The organism is Methylomonas lenta, assembly GCF_001644015.1.
Classification (GTDB): Bacteria; Pseudomonadota; Gammaproteobacteria; order Methylococcales; family Methylomonadaceae; genus Methylomonas; species Methylomonas lenta.
The window spans coordinates 80,792-104,651 of sequence record NZ_LUUI01000111.1; the positions used below are offsets into that span (position 1 = coordinate 80,792).

The window sequence follows — 23,860 nt, forward strand, 5'->3', positions numbered from 1 at the left end:
GTTTTCCCTTTTAGTAAAAGTGCGAAATCATAGGATGCCTTCGCGTTTGAGTTGCGCAGTCAACACTTCAATTTTTACGTCTAAATCAAACAGGTCTTCTTCCAGCAGTTTTTGTTGTTGCTCTTGAAAGGCGGACTCGATCGTCTCCAACGCCTGTCTAAAATTTTGCTCAAGCGCCTGTGAACTCGACTGCTGATGGGTGTTAGCATAGCCCTGAACAACCTGTTGTACGTTTTCCAGATAGACATGTAAAAATTTGCGTGCCCGACGAATACCGCGCGAGTCGGCTTCCAGCTCTGCAATGATACCGTCAGCAATCTGGCAAATGCCATCAATACGCTGATTGAGCTCTCTATTGCCAATTTTATGATTAGCTTGCTCAATCTGTTTGATAATGGCAAAAGCGTCAGCCAAGGTTTTTCTGACTTCATCACCCGAATAACCGTGCGCACCTGCTATTTGCCTGCTTTTAGCTTGGTCAAAGCCATAGCTGAAATACATGCCTAAAAATGCCCCGCATGCATAAATTGCGGCCATCACCAAGCTTTGCTGCGCAGCCAATACTGCCAACATACCGGTAGTGAACGCCACCAACACAGCCGAGAATAGTTTTAACGGCCATTTTGATGGGCTTTGTAGGCGATCTTGCGAGCTGGGGTTTTCCGCTTGCAGGCCTTTGCGCAACCAAATTGCAGCCAGGCAATACAGCGTAAAGGCGCTCGCATTGACGATAACCGTCATAACCTGACCTTTGCTGAGGCCAATCACTACCGCCGGAATCAGTGCCAACGACAGTACATACAATAACAAACCACGCGGCGAATATTGACGCAAGGTATCACCGGTAAAACGTTTGGCGGATTTTAGTGTCGGCAGTTTAGACATTATTCATTACCTGGTAACAACTGATCGGCCAGCTTCGCCGGCACAAAAACAGGCTCTGCTTTAACCACCGACTGACAGGTGGTCAAACCCATCGTCGACAGCAGCAAAATAAACCCCAATAACCTTTTAAAAAATGTAGACATGGTTATAAACCTTTTTGGCAATAAATGGTTGGGCAAATATGCAACACTCTAACTGATTAATGGTATGAGAAAAAAGCATTCAATCAGTATCCATAGCGATACACTGATCACCCTTACAGGCATTAACTTCGATGGTAAGGTGGTCAAGATGTACAAAATTGGCGAGTAATGCTTTGTAATGTGAAGGCGATTTCGGAAACTGCGTCAGTAGCACAATAATCGCTGCATGATGTGACGGACTGATACGCCAGATATGTATATCGCTAACTCTAGACTCTCCATCTTCTTCCAGCGTATCCTGAATGGCTTGCAGGTAATGCTCATCAATGCCTTGGTCCATTAAAACCGGGCTGGTTTCTTTGATCAAGCCCCAAGCCCAGCTTAAAATTACCAGCGCACCGACAAAACCCATCACGGTATCCAGCCAGTTCCAGCCATAATATTTGCCTGCCAACAAAGCAACGATTGCCAACACCGATGTTAAAGCATCCGCCATCACATGCATATAAGCTGCGCGCAAATTATGATCATGATGATGGTGGTGATGTGTGTGATCATCATGATCGTGATGGTCGTGGCCATGTTGATGATCGCTCAGCAGCAAAGCACTCAATAAATTGACAACCAATCCAGCGACAGCCACGAAAATCGCATCATCAAACTCGATCACTTGCGGCAAAATCAGTCTTTCGGCAGACTCTGCTATCATCATAAAAGCCACAACGGCTAATGCTACGGAACTGGCAAACCCTCCCAAAACACTGACTTTGGCCGGACTGAAGGCAAAAGTTTTATCCTGCTCGTGGATGCGACTATATCGATAGGCAAAGATAGCAATCATAAACGCCAGCACATGCGTGGCCATATGCCAGCCATCGGCCAGCAAAGCCATGGAATGAAATCGCATACCTGCAACAATTTCTACCAGCATGGTGGTAAATGTCAGCAACAGTACCCATTTGGTGCGCCTTTCTCCTTTGCGATTGATGCGAGAAAAATTATGTGCGTGTTGCCAATTACTTAATTCATGTTTGTGCATGACCATCCTTTTATCCCAAGCAAAACCGTTTTGATAGGAATGATTTTAACTCAAGCAGTAAGTTCCGCAGGCATGTATCTGAAAACACGCTGCAATCCTTGTCAAACAGCCGTAAAATAGCGACTTTTTAATTTTCACGAGTAGCGACTTTGCAAAATTTCACCCCTATTTCCGCATTACTGGGCGGTGCATTAATTGGCTTCAGCGCATTTTTATTGCTCTGGTTTAACGGCCGCATTGCCGGCGTCAGCAGCATCATGAGCGGCCTGTTCACAACCCAAGGCGCCAATAGACATTGGCGCATCGCCTTTTTGATTGGCCTGATGCTGGGAGCCGCAAGCTGGCAATTTTTTGCAACCGAAGCCATAACATTTCGCCAAAATTACCCGCTGCCTTTAATGATTGTGGGCGGCTTTTTAGTTGGATTAGGCACCCGCCTTGGCAGCGGCTGCACCAGCGGCCATGGCATCTGCGGCAACGCCCTGCTATCGCCACGCTCCATGGCTGCCACTTTAACCTTCATGGCTAGCGGCTTACTGACCGTCTATCTTATTCGTCACATCTTTCATATTAACGCATGATGAAACTCGTTTTGGCATTAATCGCCGGTATTATTTTTGGTTTAGGCCTGTCGGTGTCGCAAATGATCAACCCGGACAAAGTATTGGGGTTTCTCGACATTAGCGGCAACTGGGATCCCAGTCTGGCTTTGGTCATGGCTGGTGCGCTAGCCGTCGCAATCCCTGGCTTTAAATGGGTAAGGCGACACGACAAACCGCTACTGGGCAGTCGTTTCCATATCACCGTAAAATCACTACTCGATAAACCCTTAATCAGTGGTGCCGCCTTGTTTGGCATCGGCTGGGGCATGACTGGCTATTGTCCGGGCCCGGCTTTTGCCAGCCTGTCATTAGGTAATCAAGAGGCTGTCATCATGGTTGTGAGTATTTATGCCGGTTTTTGGGCCGCAGGCTTTTTGAACCGTAACTAGCCGTGATCACATCGGAATTGATTTACAGCGTTTCCCAGCTCAATCGAGAGGCCAAACGCTTACTCGCCACGCACTTTATGTCAGTCCGCGTGGAGGGTGAAGTCTCTAATTTCAGCGCCCCTTCTTCCGGCCATTGGTATTTCACTTTAAAAGATGCCCAAGCTCAAGTTCGCTGCGCCATGTTTCGTGGTCAACAGCAACGACTTGGTTTCAGACCAGGTAACGGTGATCTGGTTATAGCCAACGCGCAAGTCAGCTTATACGAGCCGCGCGGCGACTATCAACTGGTGGTCGATCACATGGAACAAGCTGGTGATGGCGCGTTACGCCAGGCTTTCGAGCGGTTAAAAAACAAATTGCTCAAAGAGGGTTTATTCGATGAAAGCCGCAAACAGACTATCCCTTTGATACCGAAGAAAATCGGCGTCATCACCTCTGCTAGCGGTGCGGCAATACACGATATTCTGACAGTTTTACAACGACGATTTCCGGCGATTCCTGTCTTGATTTTTCCCGTTTCAGTACAAGGCGAGTCTGCCAAATTTGAGATTTGCGCTGCGCTGCAGCAGGCTAATCAACAGGCCGAGATGGATGTCATCATTCTGGCCCGAGGCGGTGGTTCACTTGAAGATTTATGGGCCTTTAACGAAGAAATGGTCGCCCGCGCCATTGTTGCCAGTGAAATCCCGGTGATCTCTGGCGTCGGTCATGAAGTTGATTTCAGCATAGCGGATTTTGTCGCCGATTTACGCGCAGCCACACCCTCAGCCGCAGCTGAACACGCCGTGCCACACCAGAGCGAATGGCTAAGCGGTTTTAAATTTATGGAAAACCAGTTAATTGAAAAGCTGCGTCGCCAATTGAACCTACAGCAGCAGCGCTTAAGCTGGCTAAATAAATCACTACATCGGCAACATCCAGGTGAAAAACTACAACGCAACGCACAACGTCTGGACGAACTCGAACAGCGATTGAATAAATCCATCAAGCAAACCTTTACGCAGGGCCAGCAGCAATTAGCCCTCAACAGCCAAAAACTCAAGCAATTCCAACCTACAGACAAAATCCTCCAACACAGACAAAAGCTAGTTTATTCTCAGCAACGTCTGCAGCGTGCGATGCAACTGAAATTATCGACCCTGAAACAGCAGCAAATCGGCGTCAGTCAAACGCTACATGCGGTTAGTCCGCTCGCTACGTTGGATCGCGGTTATGCCATCGTGCAACACCAAGGCTCGCAAAAAATTGTCAAATCCATTACCGATATTGCGGAAAACGACTTGCTAGACATTCGACTCGCCAAAGGCCGTATTGTCAGCCAAGTCAAGTCGGTTATTCATGATTAGATTCTGGCTGATTAGCTACGATTAATCCACACATAAGCCAAGCCCCAGAACCTCAAGTGATTAAAGACTTTTACTGAGTACTATGCAGATTTTGCCTGGCTTGCTCAGTAATATCATGGTAGAGGTTTATCACTTTTCCTACCAATTCTAGATATTCGGGATGCCGCTGAACCTTGGGCATTACATTTTGGACATCAGAAAATATGTCCTTCAAAAAGTCGATATCAAAATCTTCCAGGCACTGAGCATTACATTTATGGTTGGTAGGCTTAAACCCTGGTGTGCTTGAAGTTGTACGAAAGGCCGGGCTCGCCGGCCTGCTTGGTCGTGAACGCATGCTGTTTAACACCCGCGCCGCGATCGAACGTTACCAGATGCTACAAACACAGGCAGAAAACAGGGCAGATTCGTGAACAGCCCAGCCCTGCTTCCACGTTTTGAAGTAATCACCAACCTTAACTTCATAATATGGAAACAGTTTAGGCGTCGTTTAGTCGACAATTATCCTGACTTTCAAGCATTATAAATACCGACAGAATAAGCTGATTATTAGCTTATACCGTATAATATTCGCCAGTTTTCCAGCCTACTCCTATTCAATCGAGGAACTATGAATATCTCACTGTCCAACCGAGTCAAAGCCGTCAAACCTTCGCCGACTTTAGCTATCACCGCCCGCGCTGCAGCCATGCGTGCTGCGGGTACCGATATTATTGGCTTGGGCGCTGGCGAACCCGACTTTGACACACCTGACCACATTAAAGCAGCTGCCGTTAAAGCCATCGATAATGGTTTTACCAAATACACCGCAGTTGACGGCATTCCCAGCTTAAAAAAAGCCGTCGCGGAAAAATTTAAACGTGATAACGGGCTGGATTACGACTTAAAACAAATTCTGGTATCCAGTGGTGGTAAACAGAGTTTTTACAATCTGGCACAAGCTCTGTTAAACCCCGGCGATGAAGTTATCATTCCAGCGCCTTACTGGGTTTCCTATCCAGACATGGTGTTACTGGCTGATGGCGTGCCGGTCATTGTAGAAGCCGGCCAATCGCAAAACTTTAAAATCACGCCTGCCCAGCTACGTGCGGCCATCACCGATAAAACGCGTTTATTCGTCATCAACAGCCCATCAAACCCGACCGGCGTAGCCTATAATCTGGACGAATTGAAAGCTCTGGGTGAAGTGCTGCAGGATTATCCTGACATTCTGATCGCCACCGACGACATGTACGAGCACATTCTTTGGAACAAAGGCGAGTTTGTCAACATACTGAATGCCCGCCCGGATTTTTACTCCCGCACCATCGTACTAAACGGCGTATCCAAAGCTTATTCCATGACAGGCTGGCGTATTGGCTATTGCGCAGGACCTGCAGAGTTGATCAAAGCCATGGGAGTGATTCAATCGCAAAGCACGTCTAACCCAACCTCGATCTCGCAAGTCGCAGCAGAAGAAGCCATCAACGGTGACCAAAGCTGTATCGATATCATGATGGTGGAGTTTAAAAAACGTCATGATTATGTCGTTGCAGAACTGAATACTATAGACGGCATAGAATGCCTGCCCACCGACGGTACTTTTTATGTATTCCCTAACATAGAAAAACTGTTACCAAAACTGGATGGTATAAGCGACGATCTGCAATTTTCCGAATATCTGATCGAAAAAGCCGGCGTAGCCTTGGTGCCTGGATCAGCTTTCGGTTGCCCTGGGCATATCCGTATTTCTATCGCTACCAGCATGAGCAACCTGGAAAACGCTTTAAGCCGGATTAAGCAGGCGATTTAAAGCACAACCCGTCACCGACATAAGCCTCATTTCGCCTTTGCGAAATGAGGCTTCAAAGCTCAATCTCTTGCACCCTGCAAACCGCCGGTGTGCAATAGCAAAATGCGTTGTCCAGGCTTAAAATACCCCTGATTTAGCAAATCATAAAAAGCAAATAGTAGTTTACCGGTATAGATAGGATCCAAAGCTACACCATGTTTGGCGGCAAATTGGTGCATGAAAAGCTTCAATTCGGGGGTATATTTAGCAAACCCGCCAAAATGATAATCCAACAGGATTTGCCAATTTTGCTGGGTTATCGCTTGAGGTAATAACTGTTTTACATCTGCATTCAGGAAGTCCCCGCCCTTTAAAGCCGCCACCCCGAGAATTTGCATATCAACCGGTGCTGCCGTTATCAGTCCGGCCAAGGTAGCGCCAGTACCACAAGCGACCATCAACAGGTCGAACTGTTGTTTTAGCTCCGACATAATTTCTGCGACACCCTGCAAAGCCAAGTCTGACGCACCGCCTTCGGGTAGCCAATATTGTCCAGATACCAAATCGGGCAAACTGTGGTAATTTTTATACTGCCTCAATTGCCGATAATCACTGCGGGACACAAAGTTTAATTGCATCCCCCATTGCTGCAGATCAATCAGGGTTGGATTGAGCTGTGCCGGCCTCTCCCCTCGCACAAAAGCTACTGTTTTCAGACCTAATTGCTGGCCGGCAAATGCCAAAGCATGCAGATGATTTGAATAAGCCCCGCCCATGCTGATAAGAGTGTCGGCTTGGTTGTTAAGCGCGTGATTAAGGTTATATTTTAGTTTGCGCCATTTGTTACCGGAAATAATCGGGTGTAATAGATCGTCACGTTTAATCCACAATTCAACGCGGCGGGCACTTAGCGCCTGATCTAAAATTTGTGTCAACGGCGAAGCTGAAAATTTCTTTTCCAGTGCTTCAAGTCGAGGATGTAAATTGATCACTGCGCCTGTTTGATTGCCCAAGCCACATCAGCCGCTTGCCGATTGGCCTTCACATCATGCACTCTAAACATGTTCACGCCGGCTATCACACCCAGCGCAGTGGTGACTGCGGTAGCTGTTACTAATTCCTCAGGCTCTGACACATGACAAATGCTTCCCATAAAACGCTTGCGACTGGTGCCTAATAACACCGCATAGCCCATATCCACAAACTGATCCAGATGCGCCAATAAATCTATATTGTCTCGTGTACGTTTGCCAAAGCCAATACCGGGATCAATAGCAATATTGCCTGGCTGAATCCCTGCATTTAAAGCCGCATCGATACGCTGTTGCAGTACACGTTTAATATCGGTAACCGCATCCTGGTATTGCGGATTATCCTGCATGGTTTTGGGTGTGCCTTGCATATGCATCAAAATAATCGGCATGCCGCAACTCGCCACCAGCGGCAACATTTTAGCGTCACCTAAACCTGCTGTAACATCGTTAATAATCCTGGCACCTGCTTGCAGAGCAGCATCGGCCACTGAACTCAGCGTTGTATCAATACTGATCAATAAATCAGGAAAATCTGTATGTATGGCTTTGATTATTGGGACTACTCGGTTGATTTGCTCATCCGCAGATACCGGATTGGAGCCGGGCCGGGTTGATTCGCCGCCGACATCGATAATATCCACCCCCTCTTCCAGCATAGTTTTAACCTGACGCAATGCAGCATCAAGCGTGCTGTAACGACCTCCATCTGAAAAGCTATCCGGCGTAACATTAAGTATGCCCATGATTTGCGGCGTGGCATTGCGGTTGAACATCTGAAATCCCTGGCAAAAATAAAGCGGTTAAACAGTTTTGTTTGCAAACTTACTACTGGCTAAAAAATCGACTAAGCTTATCTAGTCAATTTTATCGCAGGCAGAGTAACGATGGCAGATAACGAGCACATTTTGATTGGACATTTGGTTGAAGTGCGAGGCAATGGCATGGATGCCCGCATCATAGAGGAACATTCTACTGCTTCACCTATTATCAAAGTGGGCGATGAAGAAATCCTGGCAGGAAATTTGGGCTCTTATGTCGTTATTCGCCAATCGAATATAGGTGTATTGGCTTTGGTGTTCAAAATGTGGGAACGAGATCGTTTCGACAGCTTGGGCAACCGTTTCAGCGATAGGTTTATTTCTTTGATTCCGGTTGGGGAAATGAACGAAAACAATGTATTTGCTCGCGGCGTTCGCCACTACCCTACCCCAGGCGCCAATGTCTATGCAGTAGGCATGAATGAAATCAATGCCATTTTTGTCAAATTCCGCGAATATCAGTTTTTCATCGGTCAATTGGCATCGCATAAAGATTATCATTTAAGCCTGGACCCACGGGCATTGTTTGGTCGCCATTTTGCCATTATCGGTCAATCCGGTTCTGGTAAATCCTGGACAGTAACCAGCCTGATTCAACACACTATCAAAGCCATGCCTAAGGCGCATTTAATCATGCTTGATCTGCATGGTGAGTATTGCTGGAAGAATGATACCGGGCATATTGAATCCGCATTTCCTGAAGAGCTGGTTAATTATGTCGATGCCATGGAGCTGGAAATGCCCTACTGGATGATGACTTATGCCGAATTGGTGGATTTGTTTATCGATAGAGATGACAAGGGCGCTTCATTACAAATGGCTTTTATGCGCGAAGTGCTGCAACAGCTAAAACGTAAGGAAGCCAAGCAAATTGGCCTTGGCATGGTCTCCATCGATACCCCCATCTATTTTTCTTTGGCAGAACTTTATATGCAATTTAAAGCGGCCAATGAAGAACGAAAGGATTTTGGCAAAACCTTTGGTGCCTTGTTTGGTCAATTCGACGAGTTTTTAATCAGAATGCAAAGCCGATTCAACGATGTCAGGTACGATTTTTTGTTAAAGCCTAAAAAACGTAATAACTCGGCCAGCATGGCGGATTTACTAAGGGAATTTATTGGCCTGGGTGAGAAAAAAGCCAATATCACAGTGGTGGATTTAAGCTCTGTACCGACGGATGTAAGACCTGCAGTCTCTGCACAAGTCGGCCGCCTAGCCTATGAATTTAACTATTGGAACCCCAAACGACGCGAGTTTCCAATTACTCTGATCTGCGAAGAAGCCCATGCCTATATCCCTCGCGAAAGAGGTGGCCAGTTCGAAGGCACCAAAAAAATTATGGAACGGATAGCCAAGGAAGGTCGTAAATATGGGGTCTCCATTGGCGTAATCAGCCAAAGACCTACAGAACTATCAGAAACTATGCTGGCGCAATGCAGCTCGTTTATCTGTTTGAGAACCACCAACCCGGATGACCAAGCTTACATCAGGGGTTTGGTACCCGAAGCGGAAGGTGATTTGACAGACATACTTACCTCTCTGGGTCGTGGTGAGGCACTCGTTCTAGGAGAAGCAGCGCCTTTACCGACCCGGGTACAGATTTACCGGCCAAACCCAGAACCCAAAAGTAACGACGTCGATTACTTTACCGGTTGGCGTGAAGGACCTGACGACCTGGATGTCGAAGGCATCGTCAATAACTGGCGCACACAAACACGCCAGTAATTCAGTTCTAAACTTTCAGATCACGCCGAATAGTGATGACCTGTTCGGCTTGTTGCTCGGCTTCAAGTTTCTTCCTTTTATCGCACTTTTCAGTGCAAACGCAATCGCCTGTGCCTCCGCAAGAGCCTTTAATGGCGTTGCGACCGAAGATAACCCCTACCGCCATGATGGCGATCACAATCAGCATAAAAACAAATGTCGCTAAAAAATACACCATTTTCGTTTTCCTTTTAAACGCTTTTGTACCACTTATACCAAAAAAAACGAGGAGAAATCAAACGATCGCTCCTCGTTCCTTGTCAGCAAGATGCTTAATTAACCGCCAAAATCGTCCAACATAATGTTTTCAGGATCGACGCCATTAGCCAACAACATATTGATGACTGATGAGTTCATGATTGGAGGTCCGCACATGTAATATTCACAGTCTTCAGGATTCGGATGATTCTTCAGAAACTCTTCGAATAAAACGTTGTGGATAAAGCCGGTATAGCCTTTCCAGTTGTCTTCAGGTAAGGCATCCGACAGCGCTACATGCCATTCAAAATTATCATTTTCTTTGGCCAGCATATCGAAATCTTCCACATAGAACATTTCGCGCTTGCTGCGAGCACCATACCAGAAAGTCATTTTACGTTTGGACTTCAGTCTACGTAATTGATCGAAGATATGTGAACGCATCGGCGCCATACCGGCACCACCACCAACAAAGACCATTTCCGCATCAGTTTCTTTAGCGAAAAACTCACCATAAGGACCTGAGACAAAAACCTTATCACCGGGCTTCAGATTAAAGATAAATGAAGACATGATGCCAGGCGGGATATCATCAGACGCGCCAGGCGGTGGCGTAGCAATCCGCACGTTCAACATGATTTCTTTTTCTTCAGGATAAGAAGCCATGGAATACGCCCGCAAGGTAGGCTCTTTCACATCCGACACATAACGCCATAGGTTGAACTTATCCCAATCCGGGCGATATTCCTCAGCAACATCAATATCTGCATATTTAGAAACATGCTCGGGACATTCGATTTGGATGTATCCGCCAGCACGGTAATTGATAGCTTCGCCTGCAGGCAATTCCAGTACCAGTTCTTTAATGAAGGTAGCCACGTTGTCATTTGACTTAACGGTGCACTCCCATTTTTTAACGCCGAATACACTGTCCTCAACTTCAATATCCATGTCGTGTTTGACAGACACCTGACAAGCCAGACGCTCACCATGCGCAGCTTCGCGTTTGGTGATATGCGACATTTCAGTGGGCAGAATATCGCCGCCACCGCTAAGCACTTTGACTTTGCACTGCCCACAAGTACCGCCGCCGCCACAAGCAGAAGAAACGAATAATTGATTGTCGGCTAATGCCGTTAATAATTTGGAGCCTACCGGCACATGAATTTTCTTCTCGTCATTGATCAGAATTTCCACATCCCCAGAGGCTACCAACTTGCTTTTTGCGCCGATGATTAAAAACACCAGCGCAATCACGATAACCGTGAAGAAAATAACACCTAATGCAATTTCCAGCATTACGATACCCTTATAATTGAATTCCAGAGAAAGCCATGAAGCCCAGAGACATCAAGCCGGCTGTGATAAAAGTGATGCCCAGGCCTTGTAAGGCAGCAGGAATATCACTGTATTTGAGTTTCTCGCGTACTCCGGCCATGACAGTAATCGCCAATGCCCAGCCAAAACCACTACCAATACCGTAGACTACACTTTCGTTGAAATTGTAGTCGCGCTCGATCATGAACAAACTACCAGCCAGGATCGCACAGTTCACGGTAATTAATGGCAGGAAGATACCCAGAGCGTGATATAGCGCTGGAAAAAATTTATCCAGCGTCATTTCCAAAATCTGCACGATAGCCGCGATCATACCGATACAGCTCAACAGACTCAAAAAGCTCAAATCCACACCGGTAATACCTAACCAGGCCAGTGCATCTTCTTTCAGCAAAGTTTGGTAGATAAAGTTGTTGGCTGGCACAGTTAGAGTCTGCACCACCATCACCGCAATACCTAATCCCATCGCTGTGGAAATCTTCTTGGAGACCGCCAGGAATGTGCACATTCCCAAGAAAAATGACAAGGCCAAGTTTTCAATGAAAACCGCTTTTACAAATAAACTGATATAGGCTTCCATTAGTGGTGCCCTCCTTCACCATGTGAAATCGACATAATTTTAAATTCGTCGTGTTCAACCTGCTTAGGTTTCCAAGTACGAAATCCCCAAATGATCAAGCCAATCAGAAAAAATGCACTGGGTGGCAACAACATCATGCCATTAGGCACATACCAACCACCATCTTGAACCAATGGGAATACATCAAAACCCAACAATTTTCCGGAGCCTAATGTTTCTCTGAAAAACGCCACAATGATCAGTATCAAGCTATAGCCTAAACCGTTACCCACACCATCAATAAAGCTTTGTAAGGGTGGGTTTTTCATTGCATAGGCTTCAGCACGACCCATGACGATACAGTTGGTAATGATCAAACCAACAAAAACCGATAACTTTTTGCTGACATCAAAAGCAAAGGCTTTTAATAATTGATCGACCACGATGACCAATGAAGCAATGATGATCATCTGCACGATAATCCGAATACTCCCCGGTATATGATTACGAACAGCACTGATAGCCGCACTAGAGCAAGCTGTTACAGAGGTTAATGCCAACGCCATGATTAGCGAGGTCGACATTTGTGAAGTGACCGCCAGCGCAGAACAAACCCCAAGCACCTGTAAGGTAATCGGGTTATTGTCCACCAACGGCTCGAATAACACTTTTTTAGTTTCTTTATCCATGATTAGCCCTAACTGGTTTGTATTAATTGGCTGATTTAATTTTATTCAGGTAAGGGGCGAAACCTTCTGCACCCATCCAGTACTGGACCAGGTTGCTGACGCCACGACTGGTTAAGGTTGCACCGGCCAGACCATCCACTTTATAAACTGCATCGGGACGACTGGTATCAACAGTACCTTTAACCAAACCCAGCGCAACTTCACCGTTTTCTGAATAGACTTTTTTGCCTTTCCACAGCGCACGCCAGTTGGGGTTAACCACTTCACCACCCAAACCTGGGGTTTCACCTTGGTCATATAGGTTAATGCTTTGCACTGTTTGACCGTCGGCATCTAATGCCATAAAGCCATACATAGTGGACCACAAACCATAACCATTGACGGGCAAAATAATAGATTGCAACTGATCACCATTTTTAACCAAAAAAATCTTGGCATACTTGGCTTTGAAACGAATGCTGGCAATATCTTTCTCAACAGGAATCACTTCATTTTGAGCAGGATCTTTGGCTGCCTTACGTTGGTCATATTCATCAGCATCGATGTTGTCAACATAATCACCGGTTTTCAAATCCACAATTTTAGCTTCGATACGCTCTTTAAAAGCTCCATCGATATCAGTATCGTCAGCTAACAAGCCTGCGACATCAAGAATGTTTTTCTTCATGTCCAACGCTTTGTTGTAGTTTTGCAAAGGTCTTAAAGCTACCGTCGCAAGCGATACCAACACGGCACAAACCAAGCATAAAGCTAATGCCACCGCTACCGTTTTTTCCAGACTGTCGTTGCTTAACGCCAGAACCTTGTCACGGTAAACTTTAAATTGTTCGTAATACTTGCAGAGATGCTCGTTATATTTGCAGGTTTTTTTCTCGGCATTAAGCATGGCGTCTGATCCTTCTTCTAATATTTGCTTGGACAACAAAGTAATCAATCAATGGTGCAAACATGTTGGAGAAAAGAATTGCAAGCATCATGCCCTCAGGGAAAGCAGGATTCACAACTCGGATAATCACAACCATAAAACCAATCATGACACCGTAAACCCAGCGACCTGTATCAGTTACAGCAGCAGAGACCGGGTCGGTAGCCATATAAACAGCACCGAAAGCAAAGCCGCCCATCACCATGTGCCAATACCATGGAATGGCAAACATTGGATTAGTGTCACTACCTACAACATTAAACAGCATAGACATACTGATCATACCAATCATGACACCTGCCATAATTCGGTAGGATGCAACGCGTGTATACAGTAGGAATACAGCCCCAAGTATGCAGGCCAAAGTTGATGTCTCGCCCATCGAGCCAGGAATAAAACCAAAAAAGGCTTGAAACCAGCCAAAAGTAGCCTGAATATTCTCCAGACCACCAGCTGACGCTAACGATAATGCCGTTGCACCACTAAAACCATCAAGTGCAACCCATGCGGCATCACCAGAAATCGAAGCGGGATAAGCAAAGAACAGGAATGCACGACCAGTCAACGCAGGATTTAGGAAGTTTTTACCGGTACCACCGAAAACTTCTTTACCCATCACGATACCAAAAGAGATACCTAACGCAACTTGCCACAAAGGCATATCGGGCGGCATGATCAAGGTATACAGCATGGAAGACACTAAGAAGCCTTCGTTGACTTCATGCTTGCGCACCGTTGCAAACAAAACTTCCCAGATACCACCTACCGCCAGGGTAGTGATATAAATCGGGAAGAAATACAACATGCCGTGAACCATGCAAGACAATGGATTGTAGGGATTGTAACCAAACAACGCCATCGGGATGCTGCGCCAGTTGTCGATAGATTCGACACCCATCGCCTGCATTGCCATATTTGCTTGGTAGCCAGTGTTGTAGAAGGCCATCAAAATACAGAACGCAGTGGCAATCACTACAAAAGTCATGGTGCGCTTCAGGTCGTTACCATCACGAACATGAGTTTTACCGCGTGTTACATCAGCCGGTGTATAGATAAAAGTATCCACCATCTCATAAAGACCGTAGTACTTCTCTAATTTGCCGCCTTTTGTAAAATGCGGCTCTATGCTATCTAAAATATCTCTAGCCGACATTTATCCTTCCTTCTCAATTTTAGTTAAGTTAGCTCTGAGCACAGGTGCGAAATCGTGTTTGCCGGGATCGACGAAGGTAAACAAGGAAACATCTTCCTCGTCCAACTCCAAACAACCCAAAGACTGCGCCGTATCGCTATCACCCACTACAATCGCCTTAAGCAACGGGGTAGACAATATATCCAGTGGCATGACTGACTCATAAACACCTACCGGCACAATGGCTCTATTACTACCATTTTTATCCGTAGTTAACGGAAACTGGCGGCCGGTTTGGCGATCTTTACTGGAGACATAAACATTCATCGCTGAATATTTATTAGTCCCCGGCACAATCCAGCCAAACAACTCGCGATCACGTCCTTCTTTGATTACGGAAACTTGCAAGGCGTTGGCAGCCAAATAAGCCATAGGACCTACAGCTTCGTGACCATACAGCACAGACCCGGAAATCACACGATTTTCAACATCTTGCAATTCACCTGCCACCAAATCTTCCAGATTGGCCCCGACACGGGTACGAACCAAACGCGGATTATTAACAGTAGGCCCCGCCAAAGAGACCACTCTCTCCACATTAAGCTTACCGGTAGTAAACAGTGCTCCGATTGCAATGACAGCTTGATAATCGATATGCCAGACAAACTTATTCACATTGACAGGGTCAATGAAATGAATGTGTGTGCTTGGCAAACCTGCAGGATGTGGACCAGAGAATTCAGCAACTTGAACAGCAGCATTGCTGACAACATCGGCACCTGTAGCCTTACACAGATAAGTTTTACCTGAAGTTAGCTTGGAGATGACACTCAAACCATTAGCAAAGTCGCTTGCACGTTCTTTGATGATGACGGAAGGGTCGGCTGCCAAAGGTCGTGTGTCGATGGCTGTAACGAAGATTGAACTCGGGTTACTATCAACAGCAGGTACTTTTCCATAGGGACGGGTTACAAACGAAGTCCATAATCCGGATGCCAGTAAGTTTTCCTTGACCTGATCGAGTGATAAAGCAGCTAATTCGGCTTCAGCATAACTGGCGAAAGATTCCTGTTTGTTACCTTTCAGCTCAATCACGACAGATAAAAGCGCTCGCTTATCACCACGATGAACGGCTGAAACGATACCCGCACCAGGTGCAGTAAAATTGACGCCCGGATTTTTTTTATCAGAGAACAAAACCTGGCCTAATTTGACCTCGTCCCCCTCCGCGACCATCATTTTCGGCTTCAGCCCCACATAATCGCCACCCAACAGGGCAACCGATTTGATGCTGTTACCATCGGTTATGTTTTGTTCAGGCCTACCCGTCAAGGGCAAGTCCAAACCTTTTTTAATTGTAAATTGCATAATTGTTACGCCTGCTCTCCAGACAAATTGCAGCCAAAAGCCCTTTAAGAACAACAAAAACTTAAAGGGCAGTTCAAGACATAAAACCGCGTCATTACATCACAAGTCACAGGCTTACTCAACGGAAAATAACCCACTTAAACCATCTAAAGCTGCTGCCTTGTCGTCATGGTTGTTAGATTTCGATGACCTTATTAATATCAAAACCTGCAACCATTCTACGTCCTACATAACCTCGAGTATTGCTTAAAATTCGCGCATCCGCGATGCGGTAATCACCCAGATTATGCACATGCCCATGAAACCAAGCCGCGATTTCGTATTCATGAAACAAGGGCTTTAAATCGTTGCAATAGGCCATTTTTTTTAAAGCGTTAGGCGTATCTATCCAACTCCATTCTGTTGGCGCATGATGGGTGACTACCACCGTTTTCCCTTTAAAAGGCAGCGCCAGCTGCTTTTCCAACCAGGACTTTGATTCCTGATGTAAGGCGGAAAAATGGGTTTGATTAAAAGCTTCTTCTTTAAAACGAACTTTTCTAAAGTCATTTAAGGTTTTGCCGATCGCTACTGACTTCTCCTCGCCTTGAATGAACAAATCAGACCACAAGGTGCAGCCCAAAAACCGCACACCCTGGAAAATAAATTCATCTTTATCCAAGAATTGAATATTGCTGCCGGCACACTCTTGGCGCAGCATTGCCATAACTTGATGATATTCGCTATTATAAAATTCGTGATTGCCGGCAACATAAACCACGGGCTTGTTAATGGCCTTCAACCAAGTCAAGCCTTGATTGAACACACCAATGTCGCCAGCAGCCACCACTATATCCGCATCCGTATCCGGCAAACTTTGCTCGCCAAATTCCAGATGTACATCAGAAAAATAATTTATCCGCACAATTTGCTCTTTCGCCTTCCAGCTTAGGGGGTATAATTCTTAATACTAAGTGATTTACTTGGTATTTTCAGATAACTTTGATTTTTTGCAAACAACAATTCTATGTCTATTAGCCCCAGAAAACACACTCAACAAGTCTTGGTTGGCAACATTAAAGTGGGCGGTGGCTCGCCTATCGTCGTGCAATCCATGACCAACACTGACACCGCTGATGTCGCAGGAAGTGTTAAACAGATTATGGAATTATCGACGGCCGGCTCAGAATTAGTCCGCATCACCGTCAACACAGAAGAAGCGGCAAAAGCCGTCCCGGAAATCGTCAATCAGCTTGCGCAAAAAGGTTTTTCGGTACCTATTATCGGTGACTTTCATTTCAACGGCCATAAGTTATTAGAAAAATACCCTGACTGCGCACAAGCGCTTGCCAAGTATCGCATCAATCCCGGCAACGTCGGCAAAGGTAAAGCTCGAGACCCACAATTTCAACAAATGATTGAATTTGCCTGCCTATACAACAAACCTGTTCGGATTGGCGTTAACGGCGGCAGTCTCGATCAAGCCGTTTTAACGCGTCTTTTAGATGAAAACAGAAAACTAACAAACCCAAAAGAATTACCTGCCATTACCCGAGAAGCTATTGTCCTTTCAGCACTGGAAAGTGCCGCCAAAGCACAAGAGCTAGGCCTGGGCAAAGACAAAATCATCTTATCCTGCAAAATCAGCAATGTACAAGAATTAATCAGCATTTACGAAGACTTGTCCAACCGCTGTGATTATGCTTTGCACTTAGGCTTGACTGAAGCCGGCATGGGCTCAAAAGGCATCGTCGCCTCGTCTGCAGCACTCGGCGTGCTGATGCAACAAGGCATAGGTGACACCATACGCATTTCACTGACACCAGAACCCGGCGCAGCACGCACCAAAGAAGTCATTGTTGGTCAGGAAATATTGCAAACCATGGGATTCAGATCTTTCACCCCGATGGTTATTGCCTGCCCTGGCTGCGGCCGCACCACCAGCGATTATTTCCAAAGACTGGCGCAAGACATCCAAGCTTTTTTACGTGACCAAATGCCGATCTGGAAAGACAAATACAAAGGTGTCGAGACCATGGAAGTGGCTGTTATGGGTTGCGTGGTTAACGGCCCTGGCGAAAGTAAAAATGCCAATATCGGCATTAGCTTACCCGGCAGCGGCGAATCCCCTGTTGCGCCCGTGTATGAAGATGGCGTAAAAACCGTCACCTTAAAAGGTGATGATATTGCCGGTGATTTCCAAGCCTTGGTCGAGCGCTATATAGAGTCGCATTACAGCTCACACTAAGGTTTTCGCCAAAATTAACTTCCGCTTATGGTTCCCATGCTTTGCTCTGATCGTTATAAACATCTCGATTTACACTGGGTAATCCTTTTTCATGCTGGAACACTTTAATGTGATGGTGTTGTGCCCCCTCTCCTGATGGAGAGGGCGGGGGTGAGGAGAATTTGAATCACCAAAATGCTTCATTTTGATTCTCCTCACCCAACCCTCTCCAACAAGAGAGGGGTTTTGAGGGCTTCGCCTGGATTCGAGTGACTTGTGTATAACGATGAGTGCTTTGCCTGGGAACTCTGTCGGGGGCGCTCCAGCACCCAGAACCGCAAAATCGGTTCAGTTTGCATTTCCACGCGATGCATAGGAACAATGCACTTGGGTTTCATGAAGTTATTTCCAACCATATCCTAAGCACTTCACCTACAAAAAAGGCGGCATTTTTAAGCCGCCTTTTTTATGCGCTATGGGTTACCCTGGCTCACCGTCACTTCGTGGGGCCACCAGAATTGGCAGATAATAAAACGCAAACAAAGAGAATGCCGCCAGCCAGGCATACGTTGAAACCAGCACAAATCCGCCGTACCAGGCAGGCAAAATCGCCGGGAATAAAACCCGCATGATGGCCGCTAAATTAATCAACAAAAACGCAATAGCCATCACATTAGAAGTCTTAAGCGCCCTACCCGTGTGCCCTAAAGCCACCCGCGCCATCATACCCAACGTTAAAATCCCAATACCACCCACGGTAAAAGCATGCAATGCCACAGCCGGCAATACAAGTGCGTAAGCTGAAAGCGCCAGCATGACAAAGCCCAGGATCAACCAACCATAACCTACATATAACACCCACAGCAGGGGCACAAACCATATACGACCATCATACCAACCGGAAACCCGCATAACATTCAACACCACTGCCGCGAGTGCAACCAGCGCCAGCAAAATTCCGGAAACATCCAGCATCATCAGTACAAAAACCGTCATGCTGATGACTATAGTGACAATATCCAAACCTGGATTACGGATACAAATCACCCCGGACAATCCGCGTTCGGTAAAAAATGGAAACACGCGACCGGCAATCACTAAAATCATCATCACAATAATTGCCACCAACATATCCAGCCCTAACATAACGCCAGTTTCAGAAAAGCCTAAAATTTGCGCATGTATCAGACCATTTGCCACAGTCAACAGCAGCAGCAAACCGGTGAAAATCAAATTTTTATAATGGCCTGTTTTCAACAAAGGCTTGCTGATGAAATAAGTTAAAGCCGGCAAAAATGCAAAATCCACCGCAGCAATGAAAACATCCGGCACCAGCTCTGAATAAAACGGCAAAACGCGACCATAAATCCACAAAAAACATAATGCGGCCAATTGATCCGGATTAGCCGTTTGCATCCCAGTCCAGTTTCTAACCGCTGTTAATAAAAAGCCGGCAATAACCGCCACCGAATAACCCAATAGCATTTCATGTGCATGCCATTGAATCGCTGGATAATAATTATCTAAATGTAATGAACCATTGGCCATGGCATTCCAAAGTGCAATCAATGCCAAAGCCGACAATCCCGCCAGTGCAAAAAAAGCCCTAAATCCCATGGCAAATAGCGGGTAATCAAAAACCGGTTTGTTATTCATGCAACCTTTCCTCCAGCCAGTCAATTTCGTTATGCGTGAAGCCAGCGATTATACGCACATCTCGGTTAAACGGCCCTTTGGGTTTCCCCTGATAACAAGCCAGGATTTTATCTTTAAAGGTTTGCTCGGGATCCAGACCATGCTGTTTCGAGAAATAATTAAACCAAAACGAACCGCGTTCCACATGCCCTACTTCATCCTGATAGATCCGTGTCAGAATCGCCACTCCCGCTTCATCGTTCATTGCTTTGAGTTTATCTATCATGACCGGCGTCACATCCAGTCCGCGCGCTTCCATGCAACGCGGCACCACAGCCAATCTAGCCAACAAATCATCTGCCGTATCTTCCGCATGCGACCACAAGCCTTTATGGGCGGCTAAATCTCCATAACCGATACCCAACGTTAAAAGATGACTACTCAGCAACTCGAAGTGTTGCGCTTCCTCATCGGCAATTTTTAACCAATCCCGATAAAACTGTTCCGGTAAACCGCGAAAACGGTAAATGATGTCCCAGGCCAGATAAATCGCCATGAATTCGATATGCGCCAATGAATGAAAAAACGCCGCTTTACCTTCGATAGAATGCAGCCGCCGACGTGGCATATCGCGTGGCATCAATAACAGCGGCTTATCGGGAAACAGCGTATCGGCAATAGGCCTTGGTGGGTGGGTTTCAGCAAAACTCAATTGTCCAGCTTTTGCCAAGCGCTGGGTCTGATGGGTTGTTTCCAATTTACGCACAATGTCGGCATCGAATAAACAGCACTCGGCTGAATCAAAAATAGTGTTCAAGTTTTCTCCATAAATTGTCGTAAATGCCAGTCAAATAACTAAGACTTCCCGCTATTTTTCGATTTGCGTTAGATTGTTATAAAATCATAACCCAACATGCAGCCGGTGGTATCCATCAAATTGACTGAGGACCTTAACCTGATTACGCGCACTATCCTGCCGGTGGTTGACCAATCTGATCCGAACTCTGTCACTGATCAGTTCGAGTTTGGCAGTCTCAATACGACCTTATTCCTGTCACCGTCAAAGTCCAAGGCGGTCACTTGGGGCGTCGGACCTATCTTCGGTTTTCCGACGCAAACCAATGACCTACTGGGTTCAAACCGACTCAGGGGTCAGAATGGCAGCGCCGTTTCACGGTGGCACTCATATTCCCAAAGTGAAGAAATTACAATCCACTTTCAGCAAAATTAACAGCACCCCAAAATATTAACCATGGACGCACAATGACCCGCCGCAACATGCCAAAGCCTGCCAAACCAGTCGCCAAATACGTGCCTGAAATTACCGCAATTGCAACCGGCAACAGAAACCTCGTTTTATTGCTGTCAATTTTTATGCTGGCGGGATTGGTTATCGGCGGCGTTTACTTTACTCGCACACTTACTCCCGTCGCTGTGGTTTTGCCCTCTCCCCCGCCAGTAGTGAAGCCGGAACCGGCAATTCCTGTTGTGACTAAAGATTTCGTCGGTGCCGGTGCATGCAAGCAATGTCATCAAGCCGAAGTTTTGGCTTGGCAGGGCTCAGATCATGATCTGGCGATGCAGGTGGCTAATGAACAAACCGTACTGGGTGACTTCAACAATGCAAAATTCAAACACGACAATGTCGAGTCGACGTTCTTCAAGCGCGATGGCAAGTTCATGGTACGCACCAACGGCTCTGACGGAAAATTGACTGATTACCCTATCACTTACACCTTCGGCGTTAAGCCGCTGCAACAATACCTGATCGCGTTCCCCGGAGGCCGTTATCAAGCGCTCTCTATTGCCTGGGACAGCCGCCCAAAGGCCGAAGGCGGGCAACGTTGGTTTCATCTTTACCCGAAAGACAAGATGGATCACACCGATCAGTTGCACTGGACCGGACGTTACCAGAATTGGAATATGGAATGCGCCGAATGCCACTCGACAAACCTGAAGAAAGGCTATGATGCGGCAACAGATAGTTACAAAACGACTTTTAATGAGATTAATGTAGCTTGCGAAAGCTGCCATGGCCCCGCGTCACAACATGTCGAGTGGGCAAAACACGCCCGACCGCCCTATTCGGACGATGATAAAGGCTTGGCAGTGAAGCTGCAAAGCCACTGGCAAGCCGCATGGAAGTTTCCTGATGGCAACATGATTGCGCAACGTGAACAGCCTGCTAATGATGCATTGATGAATACCTGCTGGGCTTGCCATGCCCGCCGTTCAACGCTGATTGAAGGCAGCTTGCCCGGTTTGCCGCTGGAAGATTCGCATCACCCGTCTTTACTCAGGCAACCGACCTATTATGCCGACGGACAGCAGCACGACGAAGATTACACCTGGGGTTCCTTCCGCCAAAGCAAGATGTTTCAGAACGGCGTTACCTGCATGGATTGCCACGAGCCACACTCGCTTAAACTTCGTGCCGAAGGCAATGCACTGTGTACACGCTGCCACAATGCCGCGAAATTTGACACTGAGCAGCATCATTTCCACAAACAGGACTCAAAAGGAGCGCAATGCATGGACTGTCATGCGCCTGAACAAAATTACATGGTGATTGATGGCCGGCACGACCACAGTTTCCGTTTGCCGCGGCCGGATTTATCACTGTCATTGGGTAGCCCGAATGCCTGCACGCAGTGCCATCAAAATCGCAAACCCGCATGGGCTGCTACAGCACTGGATAAATGGTACGGCACAAGCTGGCGCAATCGTCCGCATTACGGAACGGCATTACAAGCGGGTGCGACGCAAGGTTTAAAGGCATTGCCGTCGTTACTCGGACTTGCCCAGGATTCAGCCAGTCCCGCCATTGTGCGCGCAACCGCGTTAACCCTGGTTGCTCCATTGATGGGGCCGGAACTTCTAGCCTTTGCGCGTCAGCAACTGAAAGATCCCGATCCGTCGGTGCGTATCGCCGCTCTAGGATTGATTGAATCCGTCGATACGATCAACCGTGTACTGGCAGCTACGCCTTTGCTAACCGATCCGGTCCGCGGTGTTCGCATAGAAGCTGCCCGTATTCTTGCCGATGTGCCGGATAGCCAAATGACGTCTGGCGGGCTCAGCGCTCGCAAGAGCGCGATGACAGAATACCTGGATTACTTGAAACTCAATGCCGACTGGCCGGCGGAGAACGTCAATCTGGGGAATCTTTACCTGCGTCAACATAATGTCGAAGCGGCTATTACCGCCTATCTACGTGCAATCGAACTTGACCCGCGTTTCGTCGGAGCTTACGTCAATCTCGCCGATGCCTACCGTCAACAAGGGCGCGATGACGAGGGCGAAAAACAGTTGCGCCTTGGCTTATTATTATCACCCAACGCGGCTGATTTACACCACGCGCTGGGCTTGCTGCTGGTGCGCAAAACCGATAAAACGACCGCTTTGCAGGAACTTGCGCTAGCCGCTAAACTGGCGCCGGATAATGCCCGCTATGCGTATGTTTATGCCATAGGATTGAATTCCGCCGGAAAACAACGCGAGGCGTTGGCGGCATTAAAAGCTGCCGATGCGCGTCAACCCTACAATCTCGATATACTCAGCGCACTCATTTCGATGCAGCGCGAGTCGGGTGACAACAAAGCGGCGCTTGTTAACGCAAGAAAAGCCGCTGAAGTGTTGCCGGACAATAAAGAAATAATTCAATTGATCACGGAGTTGGAAGGTGTGAAGTGACCAATTTATTGGATCAAAGGGGTGTGAAGCCACAATCATGCCTCCATGATCCTAATTTCCGCGCATCCAGGCTCATCTCATGCTGGAAATACTATCCTTTGCTCAGGCTCATGTGTCATTGGACAAGGCTCGCTCGTCGAGAACGATCCCGGATCGGCAGGATCATCGACAAAGTTCGCGGATTCGGTCTCGACAAGAATACCTACATCTTCTGAACTACCGGCATGACGTACTTGGATAGCGGGAAATTATTTATGACCCAATCCTTAGCCTATGAATCCTGGGCTTGCAAGTAACTTATGATTAGTGATGCCCTACAAGGTATA

Annotated in this window: 22 protein-coding genes; 7 read left to right on the forward strand and 15 right to left on the reverse strand. The window is 46.8% G+C overall.

Annotated features, from left to right (window positions below):
- Nucleotides 1-27: 27 nt before the first annotated feature.
- The 3 genes from A1359_RS12655 to dmeF form a co-directional block, all read right to left on the reverse strand.
- Complete coding sequence (locus tag A1359_RS12655; RefSeq protein WP_066983345.1) at nt 28-885, reverse strand: 5-bromo-4-chloroindolyl phosphate hydrolysis family protein; 858 nt, start codon at nt 883-885, stop codon at nt 28-30.
- Nucleotides 885-1,028 (reverse strand): hypothetical protein, encoded by a 144-nt coding sequence (locus A1359_RS22815; protein ID WP_198159344.1) that lies wholly within the window; start codon nt 1,026-1,028, stop codon nt 885-887. The genes A1359_RS12655 and A1359_RS22815 overlap by 1 nt, the downstream gene beginning before the upstream one ends.
- A gap of 79 nt (nt 1,029-1,107) precedes the next feature.
- On the reverse strand, nt 1,108-2,067 hold the full coding sequence (gene dmeF, locus A1359_RS12660) for a CDF family Co(II)/Ni(II) efflux transporter DmeF (RefSeq protein WP_066983460.1): 960 nt from the start codon (nt 2,065-2,067) through the stop codon (nt 1,108-1,110).
- Nucleotides 2,068-2,216: 149 nt separating this feature from the next.
- Here dmeF and A1359_RS12665 point away from each other — a divergent pair, with 149 nt between their 5' ends.
- The 4 genes from A1359_RS12665 (at nt 2,217) to A1359_RS12680 (ending at nt 6,196) form a co-directional block, all read left to right on the forward strand.
- On the forward strand, nt 2,217-2,648 hold the full coding sequence (locus A1359_RS12665; RefSeq protein ID WP_066983350.1) for a YeeE/YedE family protein: 432 nt from the start codon (nt 2,217-2,219) through the stop codon (nt 2,646-2,648).
- Nucleotides 2,645-3,058: a YeeE/YedE family protein gene (locus tag A1359_RS12670; RefSeq protein ID WP_066983353.1), complete on the forward strand. Its 414-nt coding sequence runs from the start codon at nt 2,645-2,647 to the stop codon at nt 3,056-3,058. The genes A1359_RS12665 and A1359_RS12670 overlap by 4 nt, the downstream gene beginning before the upstream one ends.
- A 2-nt stretch (nt 3,059-3,060) precedes the next feature.
- Nucleotides 3,061-4,404: an exodeoxyribonuclease VII large subunit gene (gene xseA, locus A1359_RS12675; RefSeq protein WP_066983356.1), complete on the forward strand. Its 1,344-nt coding sequence runs from the start codon at nt 3,061-3,063 to the stop codon at nt 4,402-4,404.
- A gap of 610 nt (nt 4,405-5,014) precedes the next feature.
- Nucleotides 5,015-6,196 carry a pyridoxal phosphate-dependent aminotransferase gene (locus A1359_RS12680; RefSeq protein WP_066983359.1) on the forward strand — a complete coding sequence of 394 codons (1,182 nt, stop codon included), beginning with the start codon at nt 5,015-5,017 and terminating at the stop codon, nt 6,194-6,196.
- 59 nt (nt 6,197-6,255) lie between these two features.
- On the opposite strand, the gene A1359_RS12685 is transcribed toward A1359_RS12680, so the two are convergent.
- Entirely contained in the window at nt 6,256-7,188 is a 933-nt protein-coding gene (locus A1359_RS12685; RefSeq protein ID WP_083960622.1) for a 1-aminocyclopropane-1-carboxylate deaminase/D-cysteine desulfhydrase, read from the reverse strand.
- Entirely contained in the window at nt 7,164-7,982 is an 819-nt protein-coding gene (folP, locus tag A1359_RS12690) for a dihydropteroate synthase (RefSeq protein WP_066983361.1), read from the reverse strand. The genes A1359_RS12685 and folP overlap by 25 nt, the downstream gene beginning before the upstream one ends.
- 111 nt (nt 7,983-8,093) lie before the next feature.
- Between folP and A1359_RS12695 the strand changes: the two genes are divergently transcribed.
- Nucleotides 8,094-9,752, forward strand: a complete 1,659-nt coding sequence (locus A1359_RS12695) for an ATP-binding protein (protein ID WP_066983364.1) — start codon at nt 8,094-8,096, stop codon at nt 9,750-9,752.
- Between the two features lie 7 nt (nt 9,753-9,759).
- Here A1359_RS12695 and nqrM read toward each other — a convergent pair whose 3' ends face one another.
- From nqrM to A1359_RS12735, 8 genes are all read right to left on the reverse strand, one after another.
- Entirely contained in the window at nt 9,760-9,969 is a 210-nt protein-coding gene (gene nqrM, locus A1359_RS12700) for a (Na+)-NQR maturation NqrM (protein WP_066983367.1), read from the reverse strand.
- Nucleotides 9,970-10,067: 98 nt separating this feature from the next.
- Nucleotides 10,068-11,288, reverse strand: a complete 1,221-nt coding sequence (nqrF, locus tag A1359_RS12705; protein WP_066983370.1) for an NADH:ubiquinone reductase (Na(+)-transporting) subunit F — start codon at nt 11,286-11,288, stop codon at nt 10,068-10,070.
- Nucleotides 11,289-11,298: 10 nt separating this feature from the next.
- Entirely contained in the window at nt 11,299-11,907 is a 609-nt protein-coding gene (nqrE, locus tag A1359_RS12710) for an NADH:ubiquinone reductase (Na(+)-transporting) subunit E (RefSeq protein ID WP_066983373.1), read from the reverse strand.
- Nucleotides 11,907-12,575 (reverse strand): NADH:ubiquinone reductase (Na(+)-transporting) subunit D, encoded by a 669-nt coding sequence (locus A1359_RS12715; RefSeq protein WP_066983377.1) that lies wholly within the window; start codon nt 12,573-12,575, stop codon nt 11,907-11,909. The genes nqrE and A1359_RS12715 overlap by 1 nt, the downstream gene beginning before the upstream one ends.
- A gap of 22 nt (nt 12,576-12,597) precedes the next feature.
- Nucleotides 12,598-13,461 (reverse strand): Na(+)-translocating NADH-quinone reductase subunit C, encoded by an 864-nt coding sequence (locus tag A1359_RS12720; protein WP_066983380.1) that lies wholly within the window; start codon nt 13,459-13,461, stop codon nt 12,598-12,600.
- Entirely contained in the window at nt 13,454-14,653 is a 1,200-nt protein-coding gene (locus A1359_RS12725) for an NADH:ubiquinone reductase (Na(+)-transporting) subunit B (protein ID WP_066983382.1), read from the reverse strand. Before A1359_RS12725 ends, A1359_RS12720 begins: the two co-directional genes overlap by 8 nt.
- Nucleotides 14,654-16,000 (reverse strand): Na(+)-translocating NADH-quinone reductase subunit A, encoded by a 1,347-nt coding sequence (locus A1359_RS12730; protein ID WP_066983385.1) that lies wholly within the window; start codon nt 15,998-16,000, stop codon nt 14,654-14,656.
- 175 nt (nt 16,001-16,175) lie between these two features.
- Nucleotides 16,176-16,904 (reverse strand): metallophosphoesterase, encoded by a 729-nt coding sequence (locus A1359_RS12735; RefSeq protein WP_066983388.1) that lies wholly within the window; start codon nt 16,902-16,904, stop codon nt 16,176-16,178.
- A 102-nt stretch (nt 16,905-17,006) separates the two neighbouring features.
- On the opposite strand from A1359_RS12735, the gene ispG reads away from it, so the two are divergent.
- Complete coding sequence (gene ispG / locus A1359_RS12740) at nt 17,007-18,227, forward strand: flavodoxin-dependent (E)-4-hydroxy-3-methylbut-2-enyl-diphosphate synthase (protein WP_066983391.1); 1,221 nt, start codon at nt 17,007-17,009, stop codon at nt 18,225-18,227.
- Between the two features lie 459 nt (nt 18,228-18,686).
- Here ispG and A1359_RS12745 read toward each other — a convergent pair whose 3' ends face one another.
- Together A1359_RS12745 and A1359_RS12750 are read right to left on the reverse strand one after the other, a co-directional pair.
- Complete coding sequence (locus A1359_RS12745) at nt 18,687-19,862, reverse strand: NnrS family protein (RefSeq protein WP_066983394.1); 1,176 nt, start codon at nt 19,860-19,862, stop codon at nt 18,687-18,689.
- Nucleotides 19,855-20,658 (reverse strand): ferritin-like domain-containing protein, encoded by an 804-nt coding sequence (locus tag A1359_RS12750; protein ID WP_066983396.1) that lies wholly within the window; start codon nt 20,656-20,658, stop codon nt 19,855-19,857. Before A1359_RS12750 ends, A1359_RS12745 begins: the two co-directional genes overlap by 8 nt.
- A gap of 446 nt (nt 20,659-21,104) precedes the next feature.
- Here A1359_RS12750 and A1359_RS12760 point away from each other — a divergent pair, with 446 nt between their 5' ends.
- Nucleotides 21,105-23,534, forward strand: coding sequence for a tetratricopeptide repeat protein (locus tag A1359_RS12760; protein WP_232322201.1), 2,430 nt, complete (start codon nt 21,105-21,107; stop codon nt 23,532-23,534).
- Nucleotides 23,535-23,860 lie beyond the last annotated feature (326 nt).